Here is a 17,635-nt window from a genome sequence, read left to right on the forward strand (position 1 = left end):
GCCAGGTAGGCCTTCAGGCTGCAGCCGCCCGTCGTGCAGTCGGCGCAGGTCCGATCGGTGTCGATGGTCCCGGCCAGGAGCCGTACGCCCGAGCCTCCGGCTCCCCGGACTACCGGGTTCCCGAAGCCCCGGTGGGCCAGAAATAGAAGGTGAGGCAGGGGCGTCGCGAGTCTCCGCCGAGCGCGACCATGCCCAGCCTGACGCCGATGCCGTGAGCCGCCGTCACCTCGCGGAGCTCCAGGAGCGCGCCGAGGTCGTGGCCGAACGTCCGATGCAGGAAACCGAGAAGAAGTGCCAGCCCCTCCGGGGTGTCCCAGCCCCACGCGGAGCAGAAGAAGAACACCTTCTGCCGGGTCCCGGTCCGGTCGTGGGTGAGCTGGAGGAAGAGCGACCGCTCGGGCGGACTGGGCGGCGACCCGGCGACGAAGAGGTCGTGCAGCCGCCTGGCGGGAACCAGGTCGGGATGCGTCCCGGCGAGGACGTCGAAGGCGCGGGCCGGGTCGACGGGCAGCCATTTGTAGCTCTTCCAGGCCGTGAGCTCGCCGTCGGCCAGGTCGTACCCCATCACCTCGACGGTTGCGGGAAGCCCACAGCCGTGCAGGCGTTCGGCCTGCGCGAGCGTCTTCATCCGCAGTGGAAACCTGGCGGCGAGCTCCTGCGGGCCGAGCCAGCTGGTCCTGAAGTAGACCGTGCCGCGCCTGCGCCCCCCGGCCCCGTAACCCAGGCCGAGCATCAGCGGAGCCGGAAGGTCGGCCGGGGCGCCGGTCAGGTGGGTCCGGAACAGGTCGAGGAGGGAAGCGGCGTGCTCCTCGGTGGAGGATCCCGTGGCCGAGCGGGCGTGCGCCAGGGACTCCTCCCAATCTCCGGCACGGTGCTCGACCATGTCGATGACGCAGCGCAGGGACGGCTCACCCCGCTCGTCGAGTTTCAGGGAAACCTCAACCGGTACGGCGGAGTCGGTGAGAATGGAGTGCCGGCGCGGTTGTCCGGTGATTCTGAGCAGTTCGGCCGCGGTGGCGGCGGAGTCGTCGCGGACGCCGAGCCGTACGGCCAGCTCGCCGAACGCGGCGGCCAGCCGCATGGTCGGGGTGGGGTCCATGGAGGCCACGGTTGTCTCCTCGGTGTCTCCTCAGGGCGGGTGGGCAGCGGGGCGGGTGAGCGGCGGACGGGGGCGCGCGGTGACGGCCGAAACAGCTGACGTCGTGGTCGTCGGAGCCGGGATCGCCGGTCTGGCGTGCGCTCGCGAGCTGTCCGCGCGCGGGTTCGGTGTCGTGGTGGTCGAGGCCCGGCCCACGATCGGCGGCAGGGTGCGCACGCTCCGGGCGGGTCCGGGAGAGGTGATCGAGCTCGGCGCACAGGTCGTGCACCCGGCCGGATGCGACGCCTTCGAGCGGCTCCTGCGCGAGGCCCGCATCGGCACCGCGCCCATGGCGACGGGCGTCGAGCTCGTGGTCGTCTCCGACGGCGTCCACTGGGAGCCCGCCGCGCTCGCCGCACGGGTCCGGCCGCTGCCGTGGGCGGTCGAGGACGGGCTGTACGCGTCGTCCTCTCTGACCGGGTCCCCTCTCGCCGGCACCCTGGACCAGGCGCTCTCCGGACTCGCCCCGCCCGCCCGCGAGCTCGCCCGGTGCTGGCTGGAACAGGTGGTGGGTGAGGACCCGGCGCTGCTCGACCTGGCCGGGACGGCCGCGACCTACCACGGGCGAGGGCGAGGCGGCGAGCGCGTGGTCGTGGAGGGGTTCGACCGGGTGGTCGAAGCGCTGGCCCGGGGCCTGGAGATCCGTACGGCGTCGCCCGTCGAGCGGGTGTGCTGGGATCGGGACGGCGTGCTGGTCACGACCGCCTCGACGCGGATCCGGGGGCGGGCGGCCGTGGTCACCCCGCCCCCGGGGGCCGTCGCCGGCGGTGCGCTCACCTTCGATCCGGCCCTGCCGCCGCGCAAGGCCGCCGCCGCCACCGTCCTCGCCTCGTGCGACGCCGTCGCGGTCGTCCTGGTCACCGCCCGGCCCGCGCCGCGCTCCGGGTGGCTCCTGCTGGCCGACCCGCCCGGCGGGCTCTGGACCAGCCGGGCCGGTTCGCGCCTCACGACCGGCCACATCAAGGGCCCGGCGGCGCGTCTGGCGCGCGGTGACGGGTGGACCGCCGATCTCCTGCGGTCGCTCGGACCTCGCCTGGGAGCGGTGGACGACGTGCTCGTCATGGACTGGGGGCGTGACCCGTGGGCTCGCGGCGCCTACAGCGTGCCGGTGACGGGTGCCGACGACGCCTGCGCCGCGTGGGCCGAGCAACTCGGCGGGACGGTCTTCTTCGCCGGAGAGGCCTCGGCCCGGCCGGACCTGCGTGGCCTGGTCCAGGGAGCGCTGGAGAGCGGGAGGCGAGCGGCGCGGGAGGTGACGCTTCGCCTGTCCGGCGAAGGCGGCGAGGACCACGAGGCCCGCGAGGACGGCGGAGACCGGGGGGACGGCGAGGACGGCGGCACGGGGGGTCATGACCAGCGCAACGGCAGGCAGGCGTAGCCGCGGGGAACGGTCCCCGGCCGGCGGACCGCAGGGGCCTCGCCCGGACGCGGTTCGGCCGGGCAGTCCCGCACCGCCGAGATCAGCAGCCGCCCGAACAGCCTGACGAGGGGCGCGCCGAGGCAGGCGTGCGGACCCGCGCCGAAGGAGAGGTGAGGGTTGACGCGCCGGCCCAGGTCGAGCCGGTCGGGGTCGGCGAATCTCGCGTCGTCGCGGTTGGCCGCGCCGAGGAGGGGCACGACGCCGTCGCCCCGGCGAATCGAACGGCCGCCGACGACGACGTCCTGTACGGCGGTGCGGGCGGTGAACTGGATGGGCGGGTCGATCCTCAGCAGTTCCTCTATGGCCCTTCTCTCCGATGACGCGGCTCTCTCCGATGACGCGGCGGGATCGGCCAGGTCGCGCCACCGGCCGGGTTCGGCCAGCAGGGCGGCGGCGTTGACGATCAGGTCGCCGAGAGGTTCGACACCGCCGACGACCAGCAGGCCCGCGGTCGCCATCGCCTCCGCCGGAGCGAGCAGCCCCTCGGCGTGCCCCTGGGCCAGGACGGTGAACGCGTCGTGGCGCGGGGCGGTGACCCGGGCGAACAGGTGGTCGGCGAAACGGTCGTGCATCGCCGCCATCGCCGATGCCGCATCCCCGTCCCGCACCGGATCGGCGAACGGATCGAGGTTGCCCGCCACGGCGCCGGCCCAGCCGCCGAAGTCCGCCAGGTCCTCCTCCGGCAGGCCGAGGAAACCGGCGAGCACCCGCAGGGCCAGGGGCCGGGCGAACTCGGCGACGAGATCCGTCTCACGACTCGCTCGCGCCGCCGCCCGGACCCGCGACACCCACGTGCCGATGAGAGGGGTGAGCCAGCGTTCGTGCTCTCGCAGCGCCGGCGGCCGCAACGCCGGTGCGATGGCCCGCCGGAGTCTCGTGTGCTCGGGTGGGTCGGTGTTCAGCATGGAGACGGGCAGTGCCGTGTGGCGTTGCCGCAGCCGCTGACCCTGGCGCGCGGAGAAGCGCGGATCGCACAGTACGGCGAGGCAGTCCCGATGCCGGGTGAGGAACCACAGGCGGGCGCCCGGGACGAGATGCACCGGATCGCTCTGCCTCAGGAGCCGGTAGGCCGGGTAGGGGTCGGCGTGGATCTGCGGGGCGCGGGGATCGTAGGCGGGCCGTGTCATCGCCGTCAGTGCATGGTCAGGCCGCCGTCGACCGTCAGCACCTGGCCGCTCATGAACCCCGAGTCAGGAGAGCAGAGGAACAACAGGGTGCCGACGAGGTCGCGGGGGTGCTGGTGCCGCTTCACGGACTGGTACTGCAGGATCTCGTCCACGGCCTCCCGGCCCGCCGGGCTGAGCGGCCGGTCGGGCAGGTCGGGGACCACCGCTCCGGGCGCCAGCGCGTTCACCCGGATCCCGTGCTCGCCGTACTCGCGGGCGAGGGCCTTCGTCAGGCCGATCACCCCCGACTTGGCCGCGATGTAGTGGGCCATGTTCGCCAGCCCCGACCACACCAGGTTCGTCGCCACGTTGACGATCGCGCCGCCGCCCTGCTTCCGCATGGCCGGGAGCACCGCCCGGCAGCACAGGAAGACGCTGTCGAGGTTGAGGGTGACCACCTGCCGCCAGGCGTCGTGGTCGATGTCCTCGAACGCCACGTGCGGGTAGCTGCCCGCGTTGTTGACCAGCACGTCGATGGTTCCGAACCTGGCCAGCACGGTGGCGGCCATCTGCGCGGTCTGCTCCGGCGAGGTCACGTCGACGACGAGGGGATGGGCGCGCTCGGCCGCCGCCCGCTCGTTGAGCCAGTCGGCGAAGTCGGCCGCGCCCTGCCGATCGACGTCGCAGACGACGACCTGGGCGCCCTCCCGGACGAGCGCGGTGCAATACCACCGGCCGATGCCGTTGGCTCCGCCCGTGACGATGACGACGCTGTCGTCCAGCCGTCCCATCAGGTCCTCCCCTGGTCGTCCGGCTGGAAGAACATCAACCGGTTGCCGTCGATGTCGTACGCCTCCAGGAAGCGCGCGACGCCGGCGACGGCGCGCATCCTGGCCGGTGGGGTCGCCGCGTCGCGGTCGAGCAGCTCGCGGGTCCGCTCCAGATCGTCGACCCGGAAGTCAAGCACCGCTCCGCCGGCCACCCCGGCGGTGGGTATCTCCGACAGGCCGATGCTCACCCCCGGCATCGGGGACGTCAGCTCCATCCAGCCGAACTCCGGAATCGCCGCCAGGACCCGGCAGCCGAGCACTCGCCGGTACCATTCGGCGGCGACCTCGGCGTTCGCCACCGTGAGTACGCACTGCAGGCCGCGATCGTCGATCTCCGGGACACCGGTGGGCCGAGCCAGCGCCGCCATCCGGGTGGCGGCGGTTCCGGCCGAGACCGGGGCAGCGGCCGTGACCGGGGCCGGGGCGGAGGCCTGGGCAGCGGCCGGGACGTGGGCCGGGGCCGCGGCCGAGAGCAGGTCGTCGTCCAGCGCGAGCGCTCTGAGCTCGTCGATCAGCTCCTCCCGCCGGTCGAGCAGGAAGCCGGCCGCCTCTCCGGACGCGGGCAGACCCGAGCGCCAGGCCTGCCGTTCCTCCAGCCGGGTCCTGACGGCATTGGTGAGGAGCGCGAGGACGTCGACCGGGGCGAAGGCGATGTTGACGGCGAGGGAGTGTCCCACCGCTTTCGCGCTGTGCCAGGTCCCCGCCGGAAGGCACAACACGTCCCCCGGTCCGAGCAGGACCTCGGCGAAGGTCTCCTCCGCGATCTCCGGACGCTCCCACGGACGCACCGAGCTGGGTGCGCGCCCGATGTAGCGCACGTTGCCGTCGGCGTCGGCGAAGGCGTTGCCGCGCGGGAACGGCACCCCCGGCGTTCGCGACAGGCGCCACCGCTTGTGCCCGGCGAGCTGGAGCGTCGTCACGACGTGGGCGTCGAAGTGCGTGTTGAAACCGTAGCCGTGCGGCGAGAGGTAGCACTTGACGCCGGCGTCGCCGTGATGGCCGAGCTCGTGCCTGAGGCGGGCGGCCAGGCTCGCGACACGAGGGGCGGCCCGCTCGATGGGCTCCACGCAGATCGAGGCGCCGTCGCGCAGGCGAGCGGCGACGTCGGCGGCCTCGACGGGGACGTGCGCCCCGGCGCCCCCGCCGTCGCCGTCGCGGTCTCCGCTGACGCGGATGAGCAGTCCGAGCTCCCGCTGGCGGCTGATCGCCTCACGCAGGTCCGCCATGGTGAACAGGTCGTGGAAGCGGTCCGGCGGGCCCTGGACGTGCAGCGGCCGGCGCTGCCAGTAGGCGGCGCGGAACGTGCCGGGGTCGAGCGGGTGCACCAGCGAGGCCAGCGCGGACGCGTCTTCCCGCGCCGGCCCGGGGGCGGTGACGGTCAGCGGCCACCCATCGCTCATCGTGGTTCCCGAGGGCCGAGCAGCAGGCCGTAGACGACCGACTCGTGCAGGCCGTCCAAGCCCATCAGCTCGTCGAGTTCGCGGTCGAAGTAACCGCCGACGGGCACCGCCGCCAGCCCGCGCCCGGACGCGGCGAGTACCGCGTTCTGCACGACGTGCCCGGCCTCGATGAGCACGAACCGGTATCCGCGCTCGCCGTACTTGAAGGCCGAGCGGTAGAAGACCGCCGACACCAGCACGACGGCCGACGCGGCGGCGACGAGCTCCTGCTGGACGAAGCAGCCGCCGGCCTCGAACGCGCCCAGTTCGTGGAGCTCGTGCGTGGTCGGGTCGTAGTGGTAGAGCCCACGCTCCAGCCCGGACACCTCGCGTGCCCACAGGTACAGCTCCAGGGGATACAGGGCGCCGCCGGAGGGGACCGTGCGGAACGGCCGCGGATATCCGCCGTCCGCATTGGACCGCGTCACGCCGTACGCGCAGTGCAGGATCTTCGACACGTCCGGCAGCCCGACCGGTCCGCTTGAAAACCCCCGGGCCGACTCGCGGCCGGTCAACGCCTCGTCGAGGTCGATCTCCGACACGGGAAGCTCGTACGGCAGGACGATCCGAGGCCGGTCGCGGTACGGCTTCACCTCCCGCAACCGATTCATCATCGCGACGACCGTGCTGTCGGAGGGATGCCGGTCGAAGTACAGGTGCGGTGTGGCCCGGGTCGTCTTGGAGTTTTCGTGGAAGCTCTCCCAGACGGCCTCCTCGCTCTCCTCCATCAGGAACGCGTCGACCGGATGCATGGCGGCCTTTCCTCGTCGGGCGATGTCGGGCGATGTCTTCGCCGGGGCCCGTCAGAGGCCCCGTCAGAAGCCCCGTCAAAGGCCCCGGCAGGGCTCTCGTCAGGGGCCCCGTCAGGCTCTCGTCAGGGAAACGGGTGGGGATGGGGGTTGTCGTCGGCGAGGGACCAGCCGGGGAGCGCCGCCAGGCGACGTCCTCCTGTGGCCCGGTTGGAGTGGCCCATGTGCAGCGGGTGCAGGCCCGGGACGACCACGCGCACGACCGAGAGCCCGAGTTCGGCGACGTCGGGTGTGGTGAGGTCGCAGGCGATCACGTCCTCGCCGGTCGCCGCCACCGCCGCGACGAGCGCGTCGAGGGATCGGTCGCGGCCGGCGGAGACGTCCAGGTCGATCTCGTCGGGGCAGGCCCAGGCGAAGCGGGCGTACTCCTTGGACTCCTGGGGGCAGTAGTAGCGCAGATGGGCCCGCTGCCCGTCGACGGCGGGATGCCCGGCCTCCACCTCGACGGGGACCGGTGGCAGATAGTCCATCACCTGGACGGAGAACTTCCGCGTGTGCGCCAGCTCCTCCAGGCTCTTACGGCAGGCGACCTCGGCGTCCGGATGGGAGGCCGCGGCGAAGGCGAGCGCGGGCGACATCGGGGTGAAGCCCTCCGCGATCGTCATGACGGACGGGCAGCCGACGTCCGTGGTGATGTCGACGACGTGCACCGCCAGCCCGACGGCTTGGAAGCGTCGCACGAGGTCGGTGAGAGGAGCCGGCAGGCTGCCGAGCCGGATGCGGGGGCGGCTCAGCCGCCCCTGCCACATGAGCGTGAACGCGTCGCGCTCGACGACCTCGCACAGGGCCGACAGGGTGGCCTCCCGGAGGGAGGAGCCGCAGGCGAGGCCGGTGGAGATGGGCTGGGCGATCGGCGTCTCGGCCCGGTAGTGGTAGGGGACGTAGACGAAGGCCGCGGGCAGGAGGACCTCCTCCCCGGTGACCAGGGACCGTCCCCGGGTCCAGGCGACCCGCGTGCCGGAGGCGAACGGCCGCCAGGGGAAGCCCGGAGTGTCGTACTGCTCGCGCCGGTAGAGGGCATAGGAGGCAGGCGGGGTGGCGGGCCGCCCCAGCTCGTCGTAGGACGCCGGAAGAAAGTCGTCGTAGGAGAAACAGGCCGAGCAGTAACGCTCGACGGCCTCGCCGATCGCCTTGGCCAGCGCTCTGCGCCGGTCCGCCGCGGCACCGCCGTTGTTGCCGAAGTTCTTCAGGAAGCCCATGGCCTCCGTGGAACAGGCCTCGGACAGGTAGTGGACGAACCGTGGTTCGTCGTCGTCGACCCGGAGCTCGGTGATCTCGCGGACGATGCCCGTACGCGGATCCACGAGATCGTTCCACGCGTCGAGGAGGTCCATCGGCATCTCCTATCTGACGGGGTCACTCCACCAGCTGGGAGCCGTGACTGATCACGGGGGCGCCCTGCCGGGCGGTCCCGCTGCAGTCAGGGCAGCGCGGCACGCGCAGCACCCGGCGCACGGCCGTGTGGAAGGGCACCAGGCTGACCTCGATGACGCGGCCGCACGCGGTCACCGGCAACCCGCACAGGTGTTTGACGGCCTCGGTGGCCGCCACCTCCGCGGCCACCGCCGGCATCGAGGGCAGGAATCCGGCGCCGGGTGACCGCTGGGCGCGCAGCAGCGCGTGAGCCTGGTGCCACACGTCATCGGAGTCGGTCCGCAGGAGATAGCAGCGCAGGCAGGCGGTGTCGAAGGGATGGGTGAGCGGGCCGACCCGGATGACGAGGTCGTCGATCCAGACGGGCAGCAGCACGGCCCGCGCCTCCAGCGCGCGCCGCGCCACCTCGACGAGAGCGGGGTCGGCCGGGCCGTCGGCCGCGGCGCACCACAGGTCCCAGCCGTCCTCGTCCGCCGCGGGCGCGGGCCGGCTCTCGACTCGGCCCACGCCGCAGGCCGTCAGGGACCGGGCGAGGGACTCGGCGACCCGGCCGGTTCCGGTGACGAGCACCGCCGACTTCGCGACCTCGCCCGCCCCGTCCGGAGCCAGCCGGGCCACGCTCTCCCAGAATCGCGCCATCGGGTCGTGCCCGGCGTCTTCGCCGAGCATGCCCCGGGACGTCAGGGTGAGGATCACCTCGTGGGCGCTCTGCCGCTCCTGCGGTGGGAAGGCGCCGACGAGCTCGTCCGGCGAACGCGATCCGTCCGCGAGAGTGATCACCCGGCTGAGCACGGCGCCGATTCCCGGGGCGGTCAGCCGCACCTCCGTCAGCCCGCGTTTAACGATGGCCTCGTCCGGGCCCAGGTGGGCCACCTGGAGCTCCCGTGCGCTCAACGGCTCTGAAGTGGCCAAGGCGCTAGGAGACCGGGCTCATGTCGGCCGCGGCGCACGAGCAGCAGGGGGTGCAGCAGCAGCACGAGACGTCGACGCTGCGGATGTTGCCGTTGCGCCTGACCAGGCCACTGCCGACGTTGCGCTTGAACTCGAAGAACACCCCCTCCAGGTCCTGCAGGTCGTCGAGGGACAGCGAGGAGACGCGGTCGTTTCCGGTGGCGATGCCGCTGAACTCGGAGGCGAGGTCGTTGAGGTCGTGGACCGTGAGGTCGCGGATCCTGGGCAGCTGCTGCAGCCGCTCGGGGGTCACCAGGCCCAGGTCACTGACGGTCCGTAGCTGCTCCTTGCCCTTGAGATTCTCGCCGAGCTGGAGGTCGTCGGGCTCTCCCGCCGAACCCGCCGACGGATCTTTGAACGGATTGTTCTCGGTCATTCGAATTACCTCTCTCGGTCGGTCGCCGTGCCCTTACCATAAGCTCTCGACACTTAACAAGCAATAAACAATAATCATTCTTCCAACTGATTTTTACGGCGGGGCGGCCGCGGCCGTTAATCGATGGAAGGGGTGGCGATCGTTGATCTCCTCGGGATGGTCACAGGTGGCGTTCGAATCCGATCTCGGCGAGGACGTCACCGTTCTCGACTGCGGTGGGCGTCCGTTGATCGCCGTCCGCAACGGCTCCTGCCTTGGGGTTTATGACGCGACATGTCCACACAGAGGGGCGCATCTCGGATATGGCGGAAAGATTGATGGAAATGCTCTTATTTGCCCTTTCCATGGCCATCGGGTGCATTTGGGAAACGGCGGAACCGGGCGCTTCCGGGTCGGCGGTCATCGTTCCATGGTGCGGGCCGGTGGCCTTTTCGTCCTGCCTGACCCCTCGTGCGACACCGGGCTAGAAGATTTCCTGACGAACCTACAAAAAAGCCATCGAATCGTCTCGGGTTTTTCGTTGCGCGTGAAGGTCCCGGCGGAATACGTCATCGAGAACGTCTTCGACGCCGACCATTTCGCCCCGGTCCACGGGCTCGACAGGCGCCCCCGGCTGAGCATCCGCCCGGCCGAGGGCGGGTCGCTCAGCGTCGAGGGTGATCTCGACATGGTCCGTCCCAACCGCTGGCAGGCCGGCGATCCACGGGAGGACCCGGCCAGGGCCCGGTTCCACGCCCTGGTCTTCAGCCCGAACCTGGTGGCGACGGAGCTGGGGTCGCCGGACGAGCCCAACGTCGTCATCACCGCGGCCACCCCCGCGAGCGACGGCGCCTGCGTGATCAGGGTGACGGTCGCGGTCCCCAGGCGCAGGGCCTCGGGGCCGCCGACCGTCCGGGAGATCGCCTCACTCGTCAGCGGCAGCCGCACCGCATTCGAGCAGGACGCGGTGATCTGGGAGCACCTCGACACCTCCGTCGTCCCCCGATACACCGAGGGCGACGAGCTCGTGCGCGCCTACCGGGCGTACTGCCGCCGGTTCGGCGGCATCAGATGAGCGGCGACCGGAGCGGTCCGGCGAGCACCGGGAACGGCGGTGGGAACCACCCGGCGGGCACCGAGGACGGCCTCGCGGGCGATGGGGCCGGGGGCCGGGACGCCCCGGCGACCACCGACGACTGGGACGGACTGGCCGTCACCGCCCGGCAGGGGCGAGACGCCGGCGTGCTGTGGCTGCACGGCTACACGATGAGCTCCGCCATATGGCCACGGCTCTGGCGGCACCTGCCGGATCGGGGGCACGTGGCGGTCGATCTTCCCTGGCACGGGCGGTCGAGGCCGCTGAGAGCGGGAGAGGACCGCGCCGCGCTCGCCGACCTGCTGGTGGACCGCGCGCTGAAGGCCGGCGTCCGGCACATCGTCGCCCTCTCCTTCGGCACCGTCCTCGCCCTGGAGATGGCGCTGCGCCATCCCGGCGCGTTCGGCTCGTGGACGCTCGCCGCGCCGTCCTACGCGGGCGGGCCGCAGGAGCGGGCCATCGAGCGCCACTACCTCGATCTCGCGCTCCTGCGCCGCAACGCCGGCTCCGACGCGCCGATGACCGCACTGTGGATGTCGTGCCGTCCGATCTTCGGGGGGATCGCGGCGCGCCCCACGGCGCACTCCGCGCTCGCCGACGTCATCGGGCGACACGCCTGGGACGAGCTCGACGGCATCGGCATGCGCCGCCTGCTGGAGCCCAGGCAGCCGGTGACCCGGCTGTCGGCGGTGGCCGCGCCCTTCCTCGTCCTGGTGGGCGACGGCGAGATCCCGGCGCACCGGGCCTGCGCCGAGACGATCGCGGCCGCGGCGCCCGGCGGGCTCCTGCGAACCCTTCCCGGCACGGGACATCTCGCCCTGCTGGAGGAGCCGCGCGCCGCCCTGGAGATCGTCGGTGCGCACCTCGCCGGCGCCGACCCCGGCCGGTCACCGTACCCGGCCGGCGCGGAGATCTCCGGCGGGGGAGAGCCCTCCGGTGACGGGTGAGCGGCCGCTACGGTCCGGCAGAGGTCGTCAGCCGTTGACCCACCGGACCAGCCGACTGAGCACCCGCATGCCGTCGTGCGGGCGCCCCGCGTATCCATGCTCGGCCGCGCCGAGGGGGACGACGTTGTCGACCCCGCGGGCGGCGACGGCGTCCCGCAGGCTCAGCCGGACCTCCTCGGGGGCCACGCCGACGGTCGAGACGCCCGGCCCCAGCCAGGGCAGCGCGTGCCGAAGGTCGTCGACCGCCCGGACCAGGACGAGCCGGGAACCGGGGTGGTGCGCGAGGTCGAAGGCGCCGTCGGTCCGCACGACCGCCGACGACACCTCGGGCCAGTCGCCGTTGACATACCAGCGTGCGGTGCCGAGCAACCCCCTGCGCAACCGGGTGAGGCGTTCCTGCGCCCGCCGCGAGGGGTGATGCGGGAGCGCCCTGTCCCAACCGGCCAGCACCCCCGCCAGCGTGCGCGCGTAGTCGTCGGCCGTGGCGGCGTCGCATTCCACGACGTGCAGCAGCGACGAGGTACAGGCGGCCTGGTTGGCGATCAGCGAGTCGACCGCGGCACGGCGGGCCGCCGCCTCCGGATCCGACCGGACCAGTTCGGCTCCGATCAGGCTCAGCGAGAACCGGGGGCCCATGATCAGGGTGTCGGTGGTTCCGCCGCGGGCCGTCACGCTGCCCACCGTCTCGGCCGTTCCCCAGACGACCCGCCGGTCGAAGGCTCCGTCGGCCAGCAGCGCCGTCTCCACCCGCCGGTCCCCGCCACGCCAGTAGGCGAGCGTCGTGTGCCTGGCCAGCGGGTGGGAGGGATCGGCGGCCCGCAGCGCCGCGCCCAGCGCGACGATCAGCGCGGCGGCCTCGGCGGCCGGCTTGATGACGGCGGCGCCCTTCGTCGCCCATGCCCACAGCAGGGAGACGACCGGGACCACGGGCGCGTTTCCCGCGGTCAGGTGGAGCTGCCGGGTCGGTACGGCCCGCAGGGCGGCCGGCGTCCGGCACGCGTGGTCCACGAAGCGCGCGGTCATCCCCGAGACGGTCCCCTCGCCGATCTCCGACCAGGCGTCGAGGGCGGCCGTTCCGAGGTCGCGCTCGATCATGCGGCCGACGGCGGCACCGTCGAAGAGCGCGGGCAACTGGGCGAGGAAGGCGTGGTGCGCCCGGTCGGTGACCAGTGAGGTCGCGGCCAGCAGTGCCCCCGCCTCGGCGATCTCGGCCGATCGCGAGACCAGTGCCCGCCCGACCGCGTCCACGAAGGCGAGCACGTCCGGCACCGGGGTGCGCGCGAGTTCGAGCAGAGCCCCCGCCGGATCCGGTTCGAGCAGCGAGGACGCCTCCGGGGCGGGCAGGACGAGCACCTGCGTCTCACCGGTGAGCTCCAGGGTGTCGCGGTCGACCACCGGCCGCCCGATCAGATAGCAGCCGTCGTCGGTCGGGCCGTGCGCACGACGCGCTTCCCGCTCGGCGACGACCCGGCGGACGTCCCCCACCCGGGGCCAGGGCGGCATGACGACGCTTCCCCGGACCACGGCCGGGAGCCGGACGAGCTGCGTTCCGGCGATCGTGCGGGCGTCGATCATCACGGGACGGTGCCCCGCACGATGCCGTCCACGGCATCGTCCATGGTGCCGTCCGTGGCGCCGTCCACAGCGTCCACGGCGGCGTCCACGGTGCCGCATCCGCGCTCTCCGGCGCCGGCGGCACGCACGATCGGCGCGGCCAGGGTCGGTCCCGTCAGGCCGCATCCGCACCGGCTCCGGCGGAGCCGTACGGCGTCACCGGTGACGATGAATCCCGGATAGGACAGCGCGAACGGATCCAGCACGGCCAGCCTGCCCTCCGCGTCATCGCCGCCCACGGGGGTCAGGAGATCGTCCACGACGACGGGCTCGACGCAGGGGGGAACGTGGTAGCGGCCGTTGACGCAGGTCGGGAAGACCGTGTTCAGCTCCGAGGTGGAGTAGACGTCGACGCACCGGTCAGGCGGCACGCCCAGGCGGCCGGCCACCCCCTCGACCAGGGCCTCCCGCAGGATCGCGGTGCGCCCCTTCCAGCCGCCTCCGGTGACGACCCGGCTGCCCGGCGGCAACGGGACCCGCCGTCCCGCCGACGAGAGGTGATCGACGAGGTCGGAGACCTCCGAGGGGGTGCCGAACACGAGCACGGGCCGCTCCGACCGTGCCAGGAAGTCGGCGGCGGCGTCGTGGTCGGGGACGGGCCGGGGTGGCGCCGGCCCGGTCAGGGAGCGGAGGTCGAACGGGGTGGCCCGCAGGTGATGGACGCGGACCGCCCCGGCGGCCAGGCCGGTCGCTCCCGACTGGATGCCGAGGCCCAGCCCGGGGGCGAGGAGTTGGAGGAAGTCGTAGCCGCCCGCCTCCAGCGCCCACGGCAGGCGCACGCCGGACGCGGCGCGGAGCGCGGCGAGGGTCGGGCGGTCTCGCGGCACGATGGACGGCCGTCCTCCGGTGCCGCTGGAGAAGGTGACGTACACCCCCTGCCGCTTCAGCGCGGCACGCCACCGGCCGAGGTCGCCGGCGTCGGTCTCCAGGTCGGTGAGCCGCTCGATGAAGATCGATCCCAGCCAGCGGGACAGCTCGGCCGACCCTCCCTCCAACCAGGCCGGGTCATAGCTCTTGAAGAGTTCGTCGGTGACCAGGAAACGATCGCGGATGTCGGTCAGGGTGGTCGTCGCGGCGGGCGATCCGCCGACCAGCGCGGCGTACGCGGGGATCGCGGTGGCGTAGCGACGATGGTTGTCGACGAGGGCGGCCTCCCGCATCCGGGCCGCCGCGTCCTCGTCGATCACGGCTCCCGCGGACCAGAGCCGGGTGCAGACGAGCAGGGCCTGCAGGGGGGAGACGGCCGTCAGCCGTGGATTCGGACCGGGCACCGTTCGATCGTCGCTCGTATTCGGCGTCCTGGCCACCCCGTGAACGGAGAATACGAAGGCGATTGCCGGCCGCGCCGAATGGCATATGTATATTTATCAAGAAATGCCATAAAATGTATTATCGAATTTCTTTGCGCGGTCGATCACGGGAGGCGGGAGGCGCGACGGGCGCGCTCTCGCCCGCGGGCCTGTCAGGCCTTGGCGCTCTCGCCGCTGAGGGCCGCGACGGCGCCCAGGCCCAGATAGACCACGCCGCTGGTGACGTCGAGGCGGCGGCGGGCACGGGCGGAGCGGCGCAGCCGGCCCGCCATGGCCGAGGAGAGCAGGGCGAAGGCGCCGTCGCTGGACAGGCCGAGCGCGATCCAGACCGCGCCGAGCAGCAGGATCTGCGGGGCGATCGGGCCCTTGGAGGGGTCGGTGAACTGCGGCAGGAAGGCCAGGAAGAAGATCGCGGTCTTCGGGTTGAGCACGTTGACCACGAAGCCCTCCCAGAACATCCGGGACCGGGTGGCGGTCGGCGGCTCGGCGGCCTCGGCCCCGTCCGTTCGGGTCATCAGCTTGCGGATGCCCAGCCAGACCAGATACGCCGCGCCCAGATACTTGACCAGGGCGAACGCGGTCGCCGAGGCGGCCAGCAGGGCGCTGACGCCCAGGGCGGCGGCGGCCACGTGGACCACGGAGCCGAGGTGGATGCCCAGCACCGACACCAGTCCGGCGCCGCGGCCCTGGGCGACGCTGCGGGTCACGATGTAAAGGACCGCGGGGCCCGGTACGAGCAGCAGGGCGAGCGTCGCGGCGGCGAAAAGCGCAATTGTCGTTAGATCCGGCATACCTGGATCATAAACCTGGCCGTTTTCTGAGCGCCTTCGAATTTCGGCCGGGTACGGCGGCCGCCGTACCCGGCCGAAAACCGGCGAAGCCCGGCGGACACCGCCCGTCCCGGTGCCTCGGGCGGCCGGGGACCTGCCCGTGCCCTCGGCGATCCGAGGAGGGCGGCCTACGCGCGGATCGCGGAGGTCAGGGCGGCCAGCAGGGCGGTGGTCGCCGGGGGATCGGGGGGCTCGCCGTAGGTGGCGGCGTAGACGTGCCGGGTCGAGCCGGGCAGCTCGACCGCGTTGACCTTCGGGTGGCGGTGCGACTGCAGAGCGAGGGCGGGCAGGACCGTCACCCCGATCCCGGCCGCCACCAGGGCCTGGACGGCGACGATGTCGTCGGTGGTGAAGGCGATCTCCGGCTCGAATCCCGTCCTGGCGCACAGCTCCAGCAGATGGCTGCGGCACCGGTCGCAGCCTCCGATCCAGCGGCTGTCGCGGTGTGCGAGCAGATCACCGGTCCGGCCGGAGGTGATCAGATAACTGGGGTCGTCCAGCAGGTGGACCAGCCGGATGCCGTCGTCCTCCGGGGCGGTGTCGTCGTAGCGGAAGATGACCGCCACGTCCACGTAGCCCGCGCGGAGCATGCGCAGCGCCTCCGGTGGCTCGGTCTCGGTCAGGCGCAGCTGCAGACCGGGGTGGTCCCTGGCGAGCAGGGCGGCGGCCTCCGGCACGAACGTGCCCAGGGCCGAGGGGAAGGCGGCCAGTCTGGCCCGGCCCGCGCGCAGGCCCACGTGGGCAGAGAGCTCGGCGGAGGCGGAGTCGATGCGGCCGACGATCTCGGTGGCCCGCTCCGCCAGCAGGCGGCCCGCCTCGGTCAGCCGGATGCCCCGGCCGACCCGCTGGATCAGCTTGGCGCCGGTCTCGGTCTCGAGCCGGGCGAGATGGTGGCTGACCGAGGGCTGGGAGTAGTGCAGCTCCCTGGCCGCGGCGGTGACCGATCCGTGCTTGGCCACGGCGGCGAGGACACGAAGCCGTACGACATCAAGCATGTATCAACATTATCTATTAATAAGCGGAAAGATAGGCATTAGACGTTATGGATAGTTCGGCGCACGCTTGAGACATGGAAACCTTGACGCTCGCCCGTCCCGGCCTGGCGGAGTTGGTCGCCGGAGTCCGGGAGCTGACCGCCCGATCCGACGCCCCCCGGACCACGGCCTTCGCCGTGGCCGACATGCTGCGTGAACGGTTGCCCTCTCCCGAGATCCTCACCGAGCAGGAGCGCCTGGGAGATCCCGATCACTACATCGGTCACACCCTCCACACCGAGGCGGCCTTCTCCATCCTGGCGGTGGTCTGGCGGCCGGGTCAGGGAACCGTGATCCACGACCACATCGCCTGGTGCGCGTTCGGCGTCCTGCAGGGGGTCGAGTACGAGACGCTCTACCGTCTCGACGGCGACCACCTGACGGAGATCGGCCGGACGGCCAACCAGGTGGGAGAGGTCAGCGGCTTCGCCCCGCCCGGGGACATCCACCGGGTCCTCAACACCGGCGACAGCACGGCGATCTCCCTCCACATCTACGGCGCGGACCTCAGCGCCGCCCCGAGCAGCGTTCGCCGGGTCTACGATCTGCCCGTCCGCTGACCTCAGCCTTCGATCTTGGGGGCCTCGGGGCGGTCGCGGCGCACGATCTGCCCGTCCGCTGACCTCAGCCCTCGATCTTGGGGACCTCGGGGCGGTCGCCACGGCGCAGGCTCTCCTTGATGGCCTCCAGGCGGGCGGCGCCCTCGACGTCGATGGCGGCACGCTCGACCTCGATCATCCGGGCCTCGACGGAGTTGGAGGTCAGCTCGGCCTCGCCGAGGGCGCGGGCGTAGCGCTTCTCGATCTTCTCGCGGACCTCGTTCATGGTCGGGGTGTCCCCGGCGGGGGTGAGGCCGGACAGGTCGCCCATGGCCTTGTTGAGCTGCTCCTGCATCTTCGCCTGGTCGAGCTGGGAGAGCAGGCGCATCCGCTCGGCGATCTTCCGCTGCAGGGCCATCGCGTTGGTCTCGACCGCCGCGCGGGCCTGGGCGGAGGACTGCCGGGCCCGCTCGTGCATGAGCTGGGCGTCCTGCATCGCGGTCTCGGCCGCCACCAGCCGGGAGGCGAAGGCTCGGGCGGAGTCCTCGTAGGACAACGCCTTGCGCTCGTCGCCCGCCGCCCGCGCCTGCTCGGCCAGCAGCACGGCCTGGCGGGCGTTGGCCTGGAGTTTCTCGGCCTCCTCCAGCGAACGGGTGAGCTTCATCTCCAGCTCGCGCTCGTTGCCGATGACCGCGGCCGCCTGCTGGCTCAGCCGCTGGTGCTGCTCCTTGGCCTCCTGGATCGCCTGCTCGATCTGAACCCTGGGATCGGCCAGCTCGTTCAACCGGCCGGACAGGGCGAAGGCCAGATAGCGCCAGGCGCGACGGATGACCTTGAACATGG

The 17,635-nt window shown here is 72.3% G+C and carries 17 protein-coding genes and 1 pseudogene; 5 read left to right on the plus strand and 13 right to left on the minus strand.

The genetic code is table 11. The features are described from left to right. Positions 1 to 109: 109 nt before the first annotated feature. Positions 110 to 1,108, minus strand: coding sequence for a hypothetical protein (locus ACQPYK_RS08230; RefSeq protein ID WP_433252670.1), 999 nt, complete (start codon positions 1,106 to 1,108; stop codon positions 110 to 112). On the opposite strand from ACQPYK_RS08230, the gene ACQPYK_RS08235 reads away from it, so the two are divergent. Next, positions 1,098 to 2,516, plus strand: coding sequence for a flavin monoamine oxidase family protein (locus ACQPYK_RS08235; protein ID WP_433252672.1), 1,419 nt, complete (start codon positions 1,098 to 1,100; stop codon positions 2,514 to 2,516). The genes ACQPYK_RS08230 and ACQPYK_RS08235 overlap by 11 nt on opposite strands. Here the strand turns inward: ACQPYK_RS08235 and ACQPYK_RS08240 are convergent. The 7 genes from ACQPYK_RS08240 to ACQPYK_RS08270 form a co-directional block, all read right to left on the minus strand. Next, complete coding sequence (locus ACQPYK_RS08240; protein WP_433252675.1) at positions 2,486 to 3,685, minus strand: cytochrome P450; 1,200 nt, start codon at positions 3,683 to 3,685, stop codon at positions 2,486 to 2,488. The genes ACQPYK_RS08235 and ACQPYK_RS08240 overlap by 31 nt on opposite strands. 5 nt (positions 3,686 to 3,690) lie before the next feature. Next, the gene (locus tag ACQPYK_RS08245) at positions 3,691 to 4,455 is read right to left on the minus strand and encodes an SDR family NAD(P)-dependent oxidoreductase (RefSeq protein ID WP_433252678.1); all 765 of its coding nucleotides are present in this window, start codon (positions 4,453 to 4,455) and stop codon (positions 3,691 to 3,693) included. After that, positions 4,455 to 5,894 (minus strand): JmjC domain-containing protein, encoded by a 1,440-nt coding sequence (locus ACQPYK_RS08250; protein WP_433252681.1) that lies wholly within the window; start codon positions 5,892 to 5,894, stop codon positions 4,455 to 4,457. Before ACQPYK_RS08250 ends, ACQPYK_RS08245 begins: the two co-directional genes overlap by 1 nt. Continuing rightward, complete coding sequence (locus ACQPYK_RS08255; RefSeq protein WP_433252684.1) at positions 5,891 to 6,685, minus strand: SagB/ThcOx family dehydrogenase; 795 nt, start codon at positions 6,683 to 6,685, stop codon at positions 5,891 to 5,893. The genes ACQPYK_RS08250 and ACQPYK_RS08255 overlap by 4 nt, the downstream gene beginning before the upstream one ends. Before the next feature lie 122 nt (positions 6,686 to 6,807). Then, on the minus strand, positions 6,808 to 8,076 hold the full coding sequence (locus ACQPYK_RS08260) for a YcaO-like family protein (RefSeq protein WP_433252687.1): 1,269 nt from the start codon (positions 8,074 to 8,076) through the stop codon (positions 6,808 to 6,810). A 22-nt stretch (positions 8,077 to 8,098) separates the two neighbouring features. After that, positions 8,099 to 9,028: a TOMM precursor leader peptide-binding protein gene (locus ACQPYK_RS08265; protein ID WP_433252690.1), complete on the minus strand. Its 930-nt coding sequence runs from the start codon at positions 9,026 to 9,028 to the stop codon at positions 8,099 to 8,101. A 4-nt stretch (positions 9,029 to 9,032) separates the two neighbouring features. Then, positions 9,033 to 9,443, minus strand: a complete 411-nt coding sequence (locus tag ACQPYK_RS08270; RefSeq protein WP_433252693.1) for a hypothetical protein — start codon at positions 9,441 to 9,443, stop codon at positions 9,033 to 9,035. 166 nt (positions 9,444 to 9,609) lie between these two features. Between ACQPYK_RS08270 and ACQPYK_RS08275 the strand changes: the two are divergent. The 3 genes and pseudogenes from ACQPYK_RS08275 to ACQPYK_RS08285 all read left to right on the plus strand — a co-directional run. Next, positions 9,610 to 9,756 (plus strand): annotated as a pseudogene (locus tag ACQPYK_RS08275) (Rieske 2Fe-2S domain-containing protein); the annotation flags it as partial. Between the two features lie 213 nt (positions 9,757 to 9,969). Continuing rightward, the gene (locus ACQPYK_RS08280) at positions 9,970 to 10,497 is read left to right on the plus strand and encodes a hypothetical protein (RefSeq protein ID WP_433258734.1); all 528 of its coding nucleotides are present in this window, start codon (positions 9,970 to 9,972) and stop codon (positions 10,495 to 10,497) included. Further along, positions 10,494 to 11,465 (plus strand): alpha/beta fold hydrolase, encoded by a 972-nt coding sequence (locus ACQPYK_RS08285; protein ID WP_433252696.1) that lies wholly within the window; start codon positions 10,494 to 10,496, stop codon positions 11,463 to 11,465. Before ACQPYK_RS08280 ends, ACQPYK_RS08285 begins: the two co-directional genes overlap by 4 nt. A gap of 27 nt (positions 11,466 to 11,492) precedes the next feature. On the opposite strand, the gene ACQPYK_RS08290 is transcribed toward ACQPYK_RS08285, so the two are convergent. The 4 genes from ACQPYK_RS08290 to ACQPYK_RS08305 all read right to left on the minus strand — a co-directional run bounded on the left by ACQPYK_RS08290 (position 11,493) and on the right by ACQPYK_RS08305 (position 16,214). Beyond that, the gene (locus tag ACQPYK_RS08290) at positions 11,493 to 13,040 is read right to left on the minus strand and encodes an acyl-CoA reductase (protein ID WP_433252699.1); all 1,548 of its coding nucleotides are present in this window, start codon (positions 13,038 to 13,040) and stop codon (positions 11,493 to 11,495) included. Further along, the gene (locus ACQPYK_RS08295; protein ID WP_433252702.1) at positions 13,040 to 14,350 is read right to left on the minus strand and encodes a hypothetical protein; all 1,311 of its coding nucleotides are present in this window, start codon (positions 14,348 to 14,350) and stop codon (positions 13,040 to 13,042) included. The genes ACQPYK_RS08290 and ACQPYK_RS08295 overlap by 1 nt, the downstream gene beginning before the upstream one ends. Before the next feature lie 191 nt (positions 14,351 to 14,541). Further along, positions 14,542 to 15,180: a LysE family translocator gene (locus tag ACQPYK_RS08300; protein ID WP_433252705.1), complete on the minus strand. Its 639-nt coding sequence runs from the start codon at positions 15,178 to 15,180 to the stop codon at positions 14,542 to 14,544. Between the two features lie 167 nt (positions 15,181 to 15,347). After that, the gene (locus tag ACQPYK_RS08305) at positions 15,348 to 16,214 is read right to left on the minus strand and encodes a LysR family transcriptional regulator (protein WP_433252708.1); all 867 of its coding nucleotides are present in this window, start codon (positions 16,212 to 16,214) and stop codon (positions 15,348 to 15,350) included. A gap of 74 nt (positions 16,215 to 16,288) precedes the next feature. Here ACQPYK_RS08305 and ACQPYK_RS08310 point away from each other — a divergent pair, with 74 nt between their 5' ends. Beyond that, positions 16,289 to 16,813, plus strand: coding sequence for a cysteine dioxygenase (locus ACQPYK_RS08310; protein WP_433252711.1), 525 nt, complete (start codon positions 16,289 to 16,291; stop codon positions 16,811 to 16,813). A 64-nt stretch (positions 16,814 to 16,877) separates the two neighbouring features. Here ACQPYK_RS08310 and ACQPYK_RS08315 read toward each other — a convergent pair whose 3' ends face one another. Then, on the minus strand, positions 16,878 to 17,633 hold the full coding sequence (locus ACQPYK_RS08315; protein WP_433252714.1) for a PspA/IM30 family protein: 756 nt from the start codon (positions 17,631 to 17,633) through the stop codon (positions 16,878 to 16,880). Positions 17,634 to 17,635: the final 2 nt, after the last annotated feature.

Origin of the sequence: Streptosporangium sp. CA-135522 (assembly GCF_050949235.1) — a bacterium.
In the GTDB taxonomy this organism is placed as follows: Bacteria; Actinomycetota; Actinomycetes; order Streptosporangiales; family Streptosporangiaceae; genus Streptosporangium.

Excerpts from the sequence above, each read along its gene's own strand:
- ACQPYK_RS08235 (WP_433252672.1), top strand. The coding sequence starts at position 1,098 with ATGGAGGCCACGGTTGTCTCCTCGGTGTCTCCTCAGGGCGGGTGGGCA.
- ACQPYK_RS08240 (WP_433252675.1), bottom strand. The coding sequence starts at position 3,685 with ATGACACGGCCCGCCTACGATCCCCGCGCCCCGCAGATCCACGCCGAC.
- ACQPYK_RS08245 (WP_433252678.1), bottom strand. The coding sequence starts at position 4,455 with ATGGGACGGCTGGACGACAGCGTCGTCATCGTCACGGGCGGAGCCAAC.
- ACQPYK_RS08250 (WP_433252681.1), bottom strand. The coding sequence starts at position 5,894 with ATGAGCGATGGGTGGCCGCTGACCGTCACCGCCCCCGGGCCGGCGCGG.
- ACQPYK_RS08255 (WP_433252684.1), bottom strand. The coding sequence starts at position 6,685 with ATGCATCCGGTCGACGCGTTCCTGATGGAGGAGAGCGAGGAGGCCGTC.
- ACQPYK_RS08260 (WP_433252687.1), bottom strand. The coding sequence starts at position 8,076 with ATGGACCTCCTCGACGCGTGGAACGATCTCGTGGATCCGCGTACGGGC.
- ACQPYK_RS08270 (WP_433252693.1), bottom strand. The coding sequence starts at position 9,443 with ATGACCGAGAACAATCCGTTCAAAGATCCGTCGGCGGGTTCGGCGGGA.
- ACQPYK_RS08285 (WP_433252696.1), top strand. The coding sequence starts at position 10,494 with ATGAGCGGCGACCGGAGCGGTCCGGCGAGCACCGGGAACGGCGGTGGG.
- ACQPYK_RS08290 (WP_433252699.1), bottom strand. The coding sequence starts at position 13,040 with ATGATCGACGCCCGCACGATCGCCGGAACGCAGCTCGTCCGGCTCCCG.
- ACQPYK_RS08300 (WP_433252705.1), bottom strand. The coding sequence starts at position 15,180 with ATGCCGGATCTAACGACAATTGCGCTTTTCGCCGCCGCGACGCTCGCC.
- ACQPYK_RS08305 (WP_433252708.1), bottom strand. The coding sequence starts at position 16,214 with ATGCTTGATGTCGTACGGCTTCGTGTCCTCGCCGCCGTGGCCAAGCAC.
- ACQPYK_RS08310 (WP_433252711.1), top strand. The coding sequence starts at position 16,289 with ATGGAAACCTTGACGCTCGCCCGTCCCGGCCTGGCGGAGTTGGTCGCC.
- ACQPYK_RS08315 (WP_433252714.1), bottom strand. The coding sequence starts at position 17,633 with ATGTTCAAGGTCATCCGTCGCGCCTGGCGCTATCTGGCCTTCGCCCTG.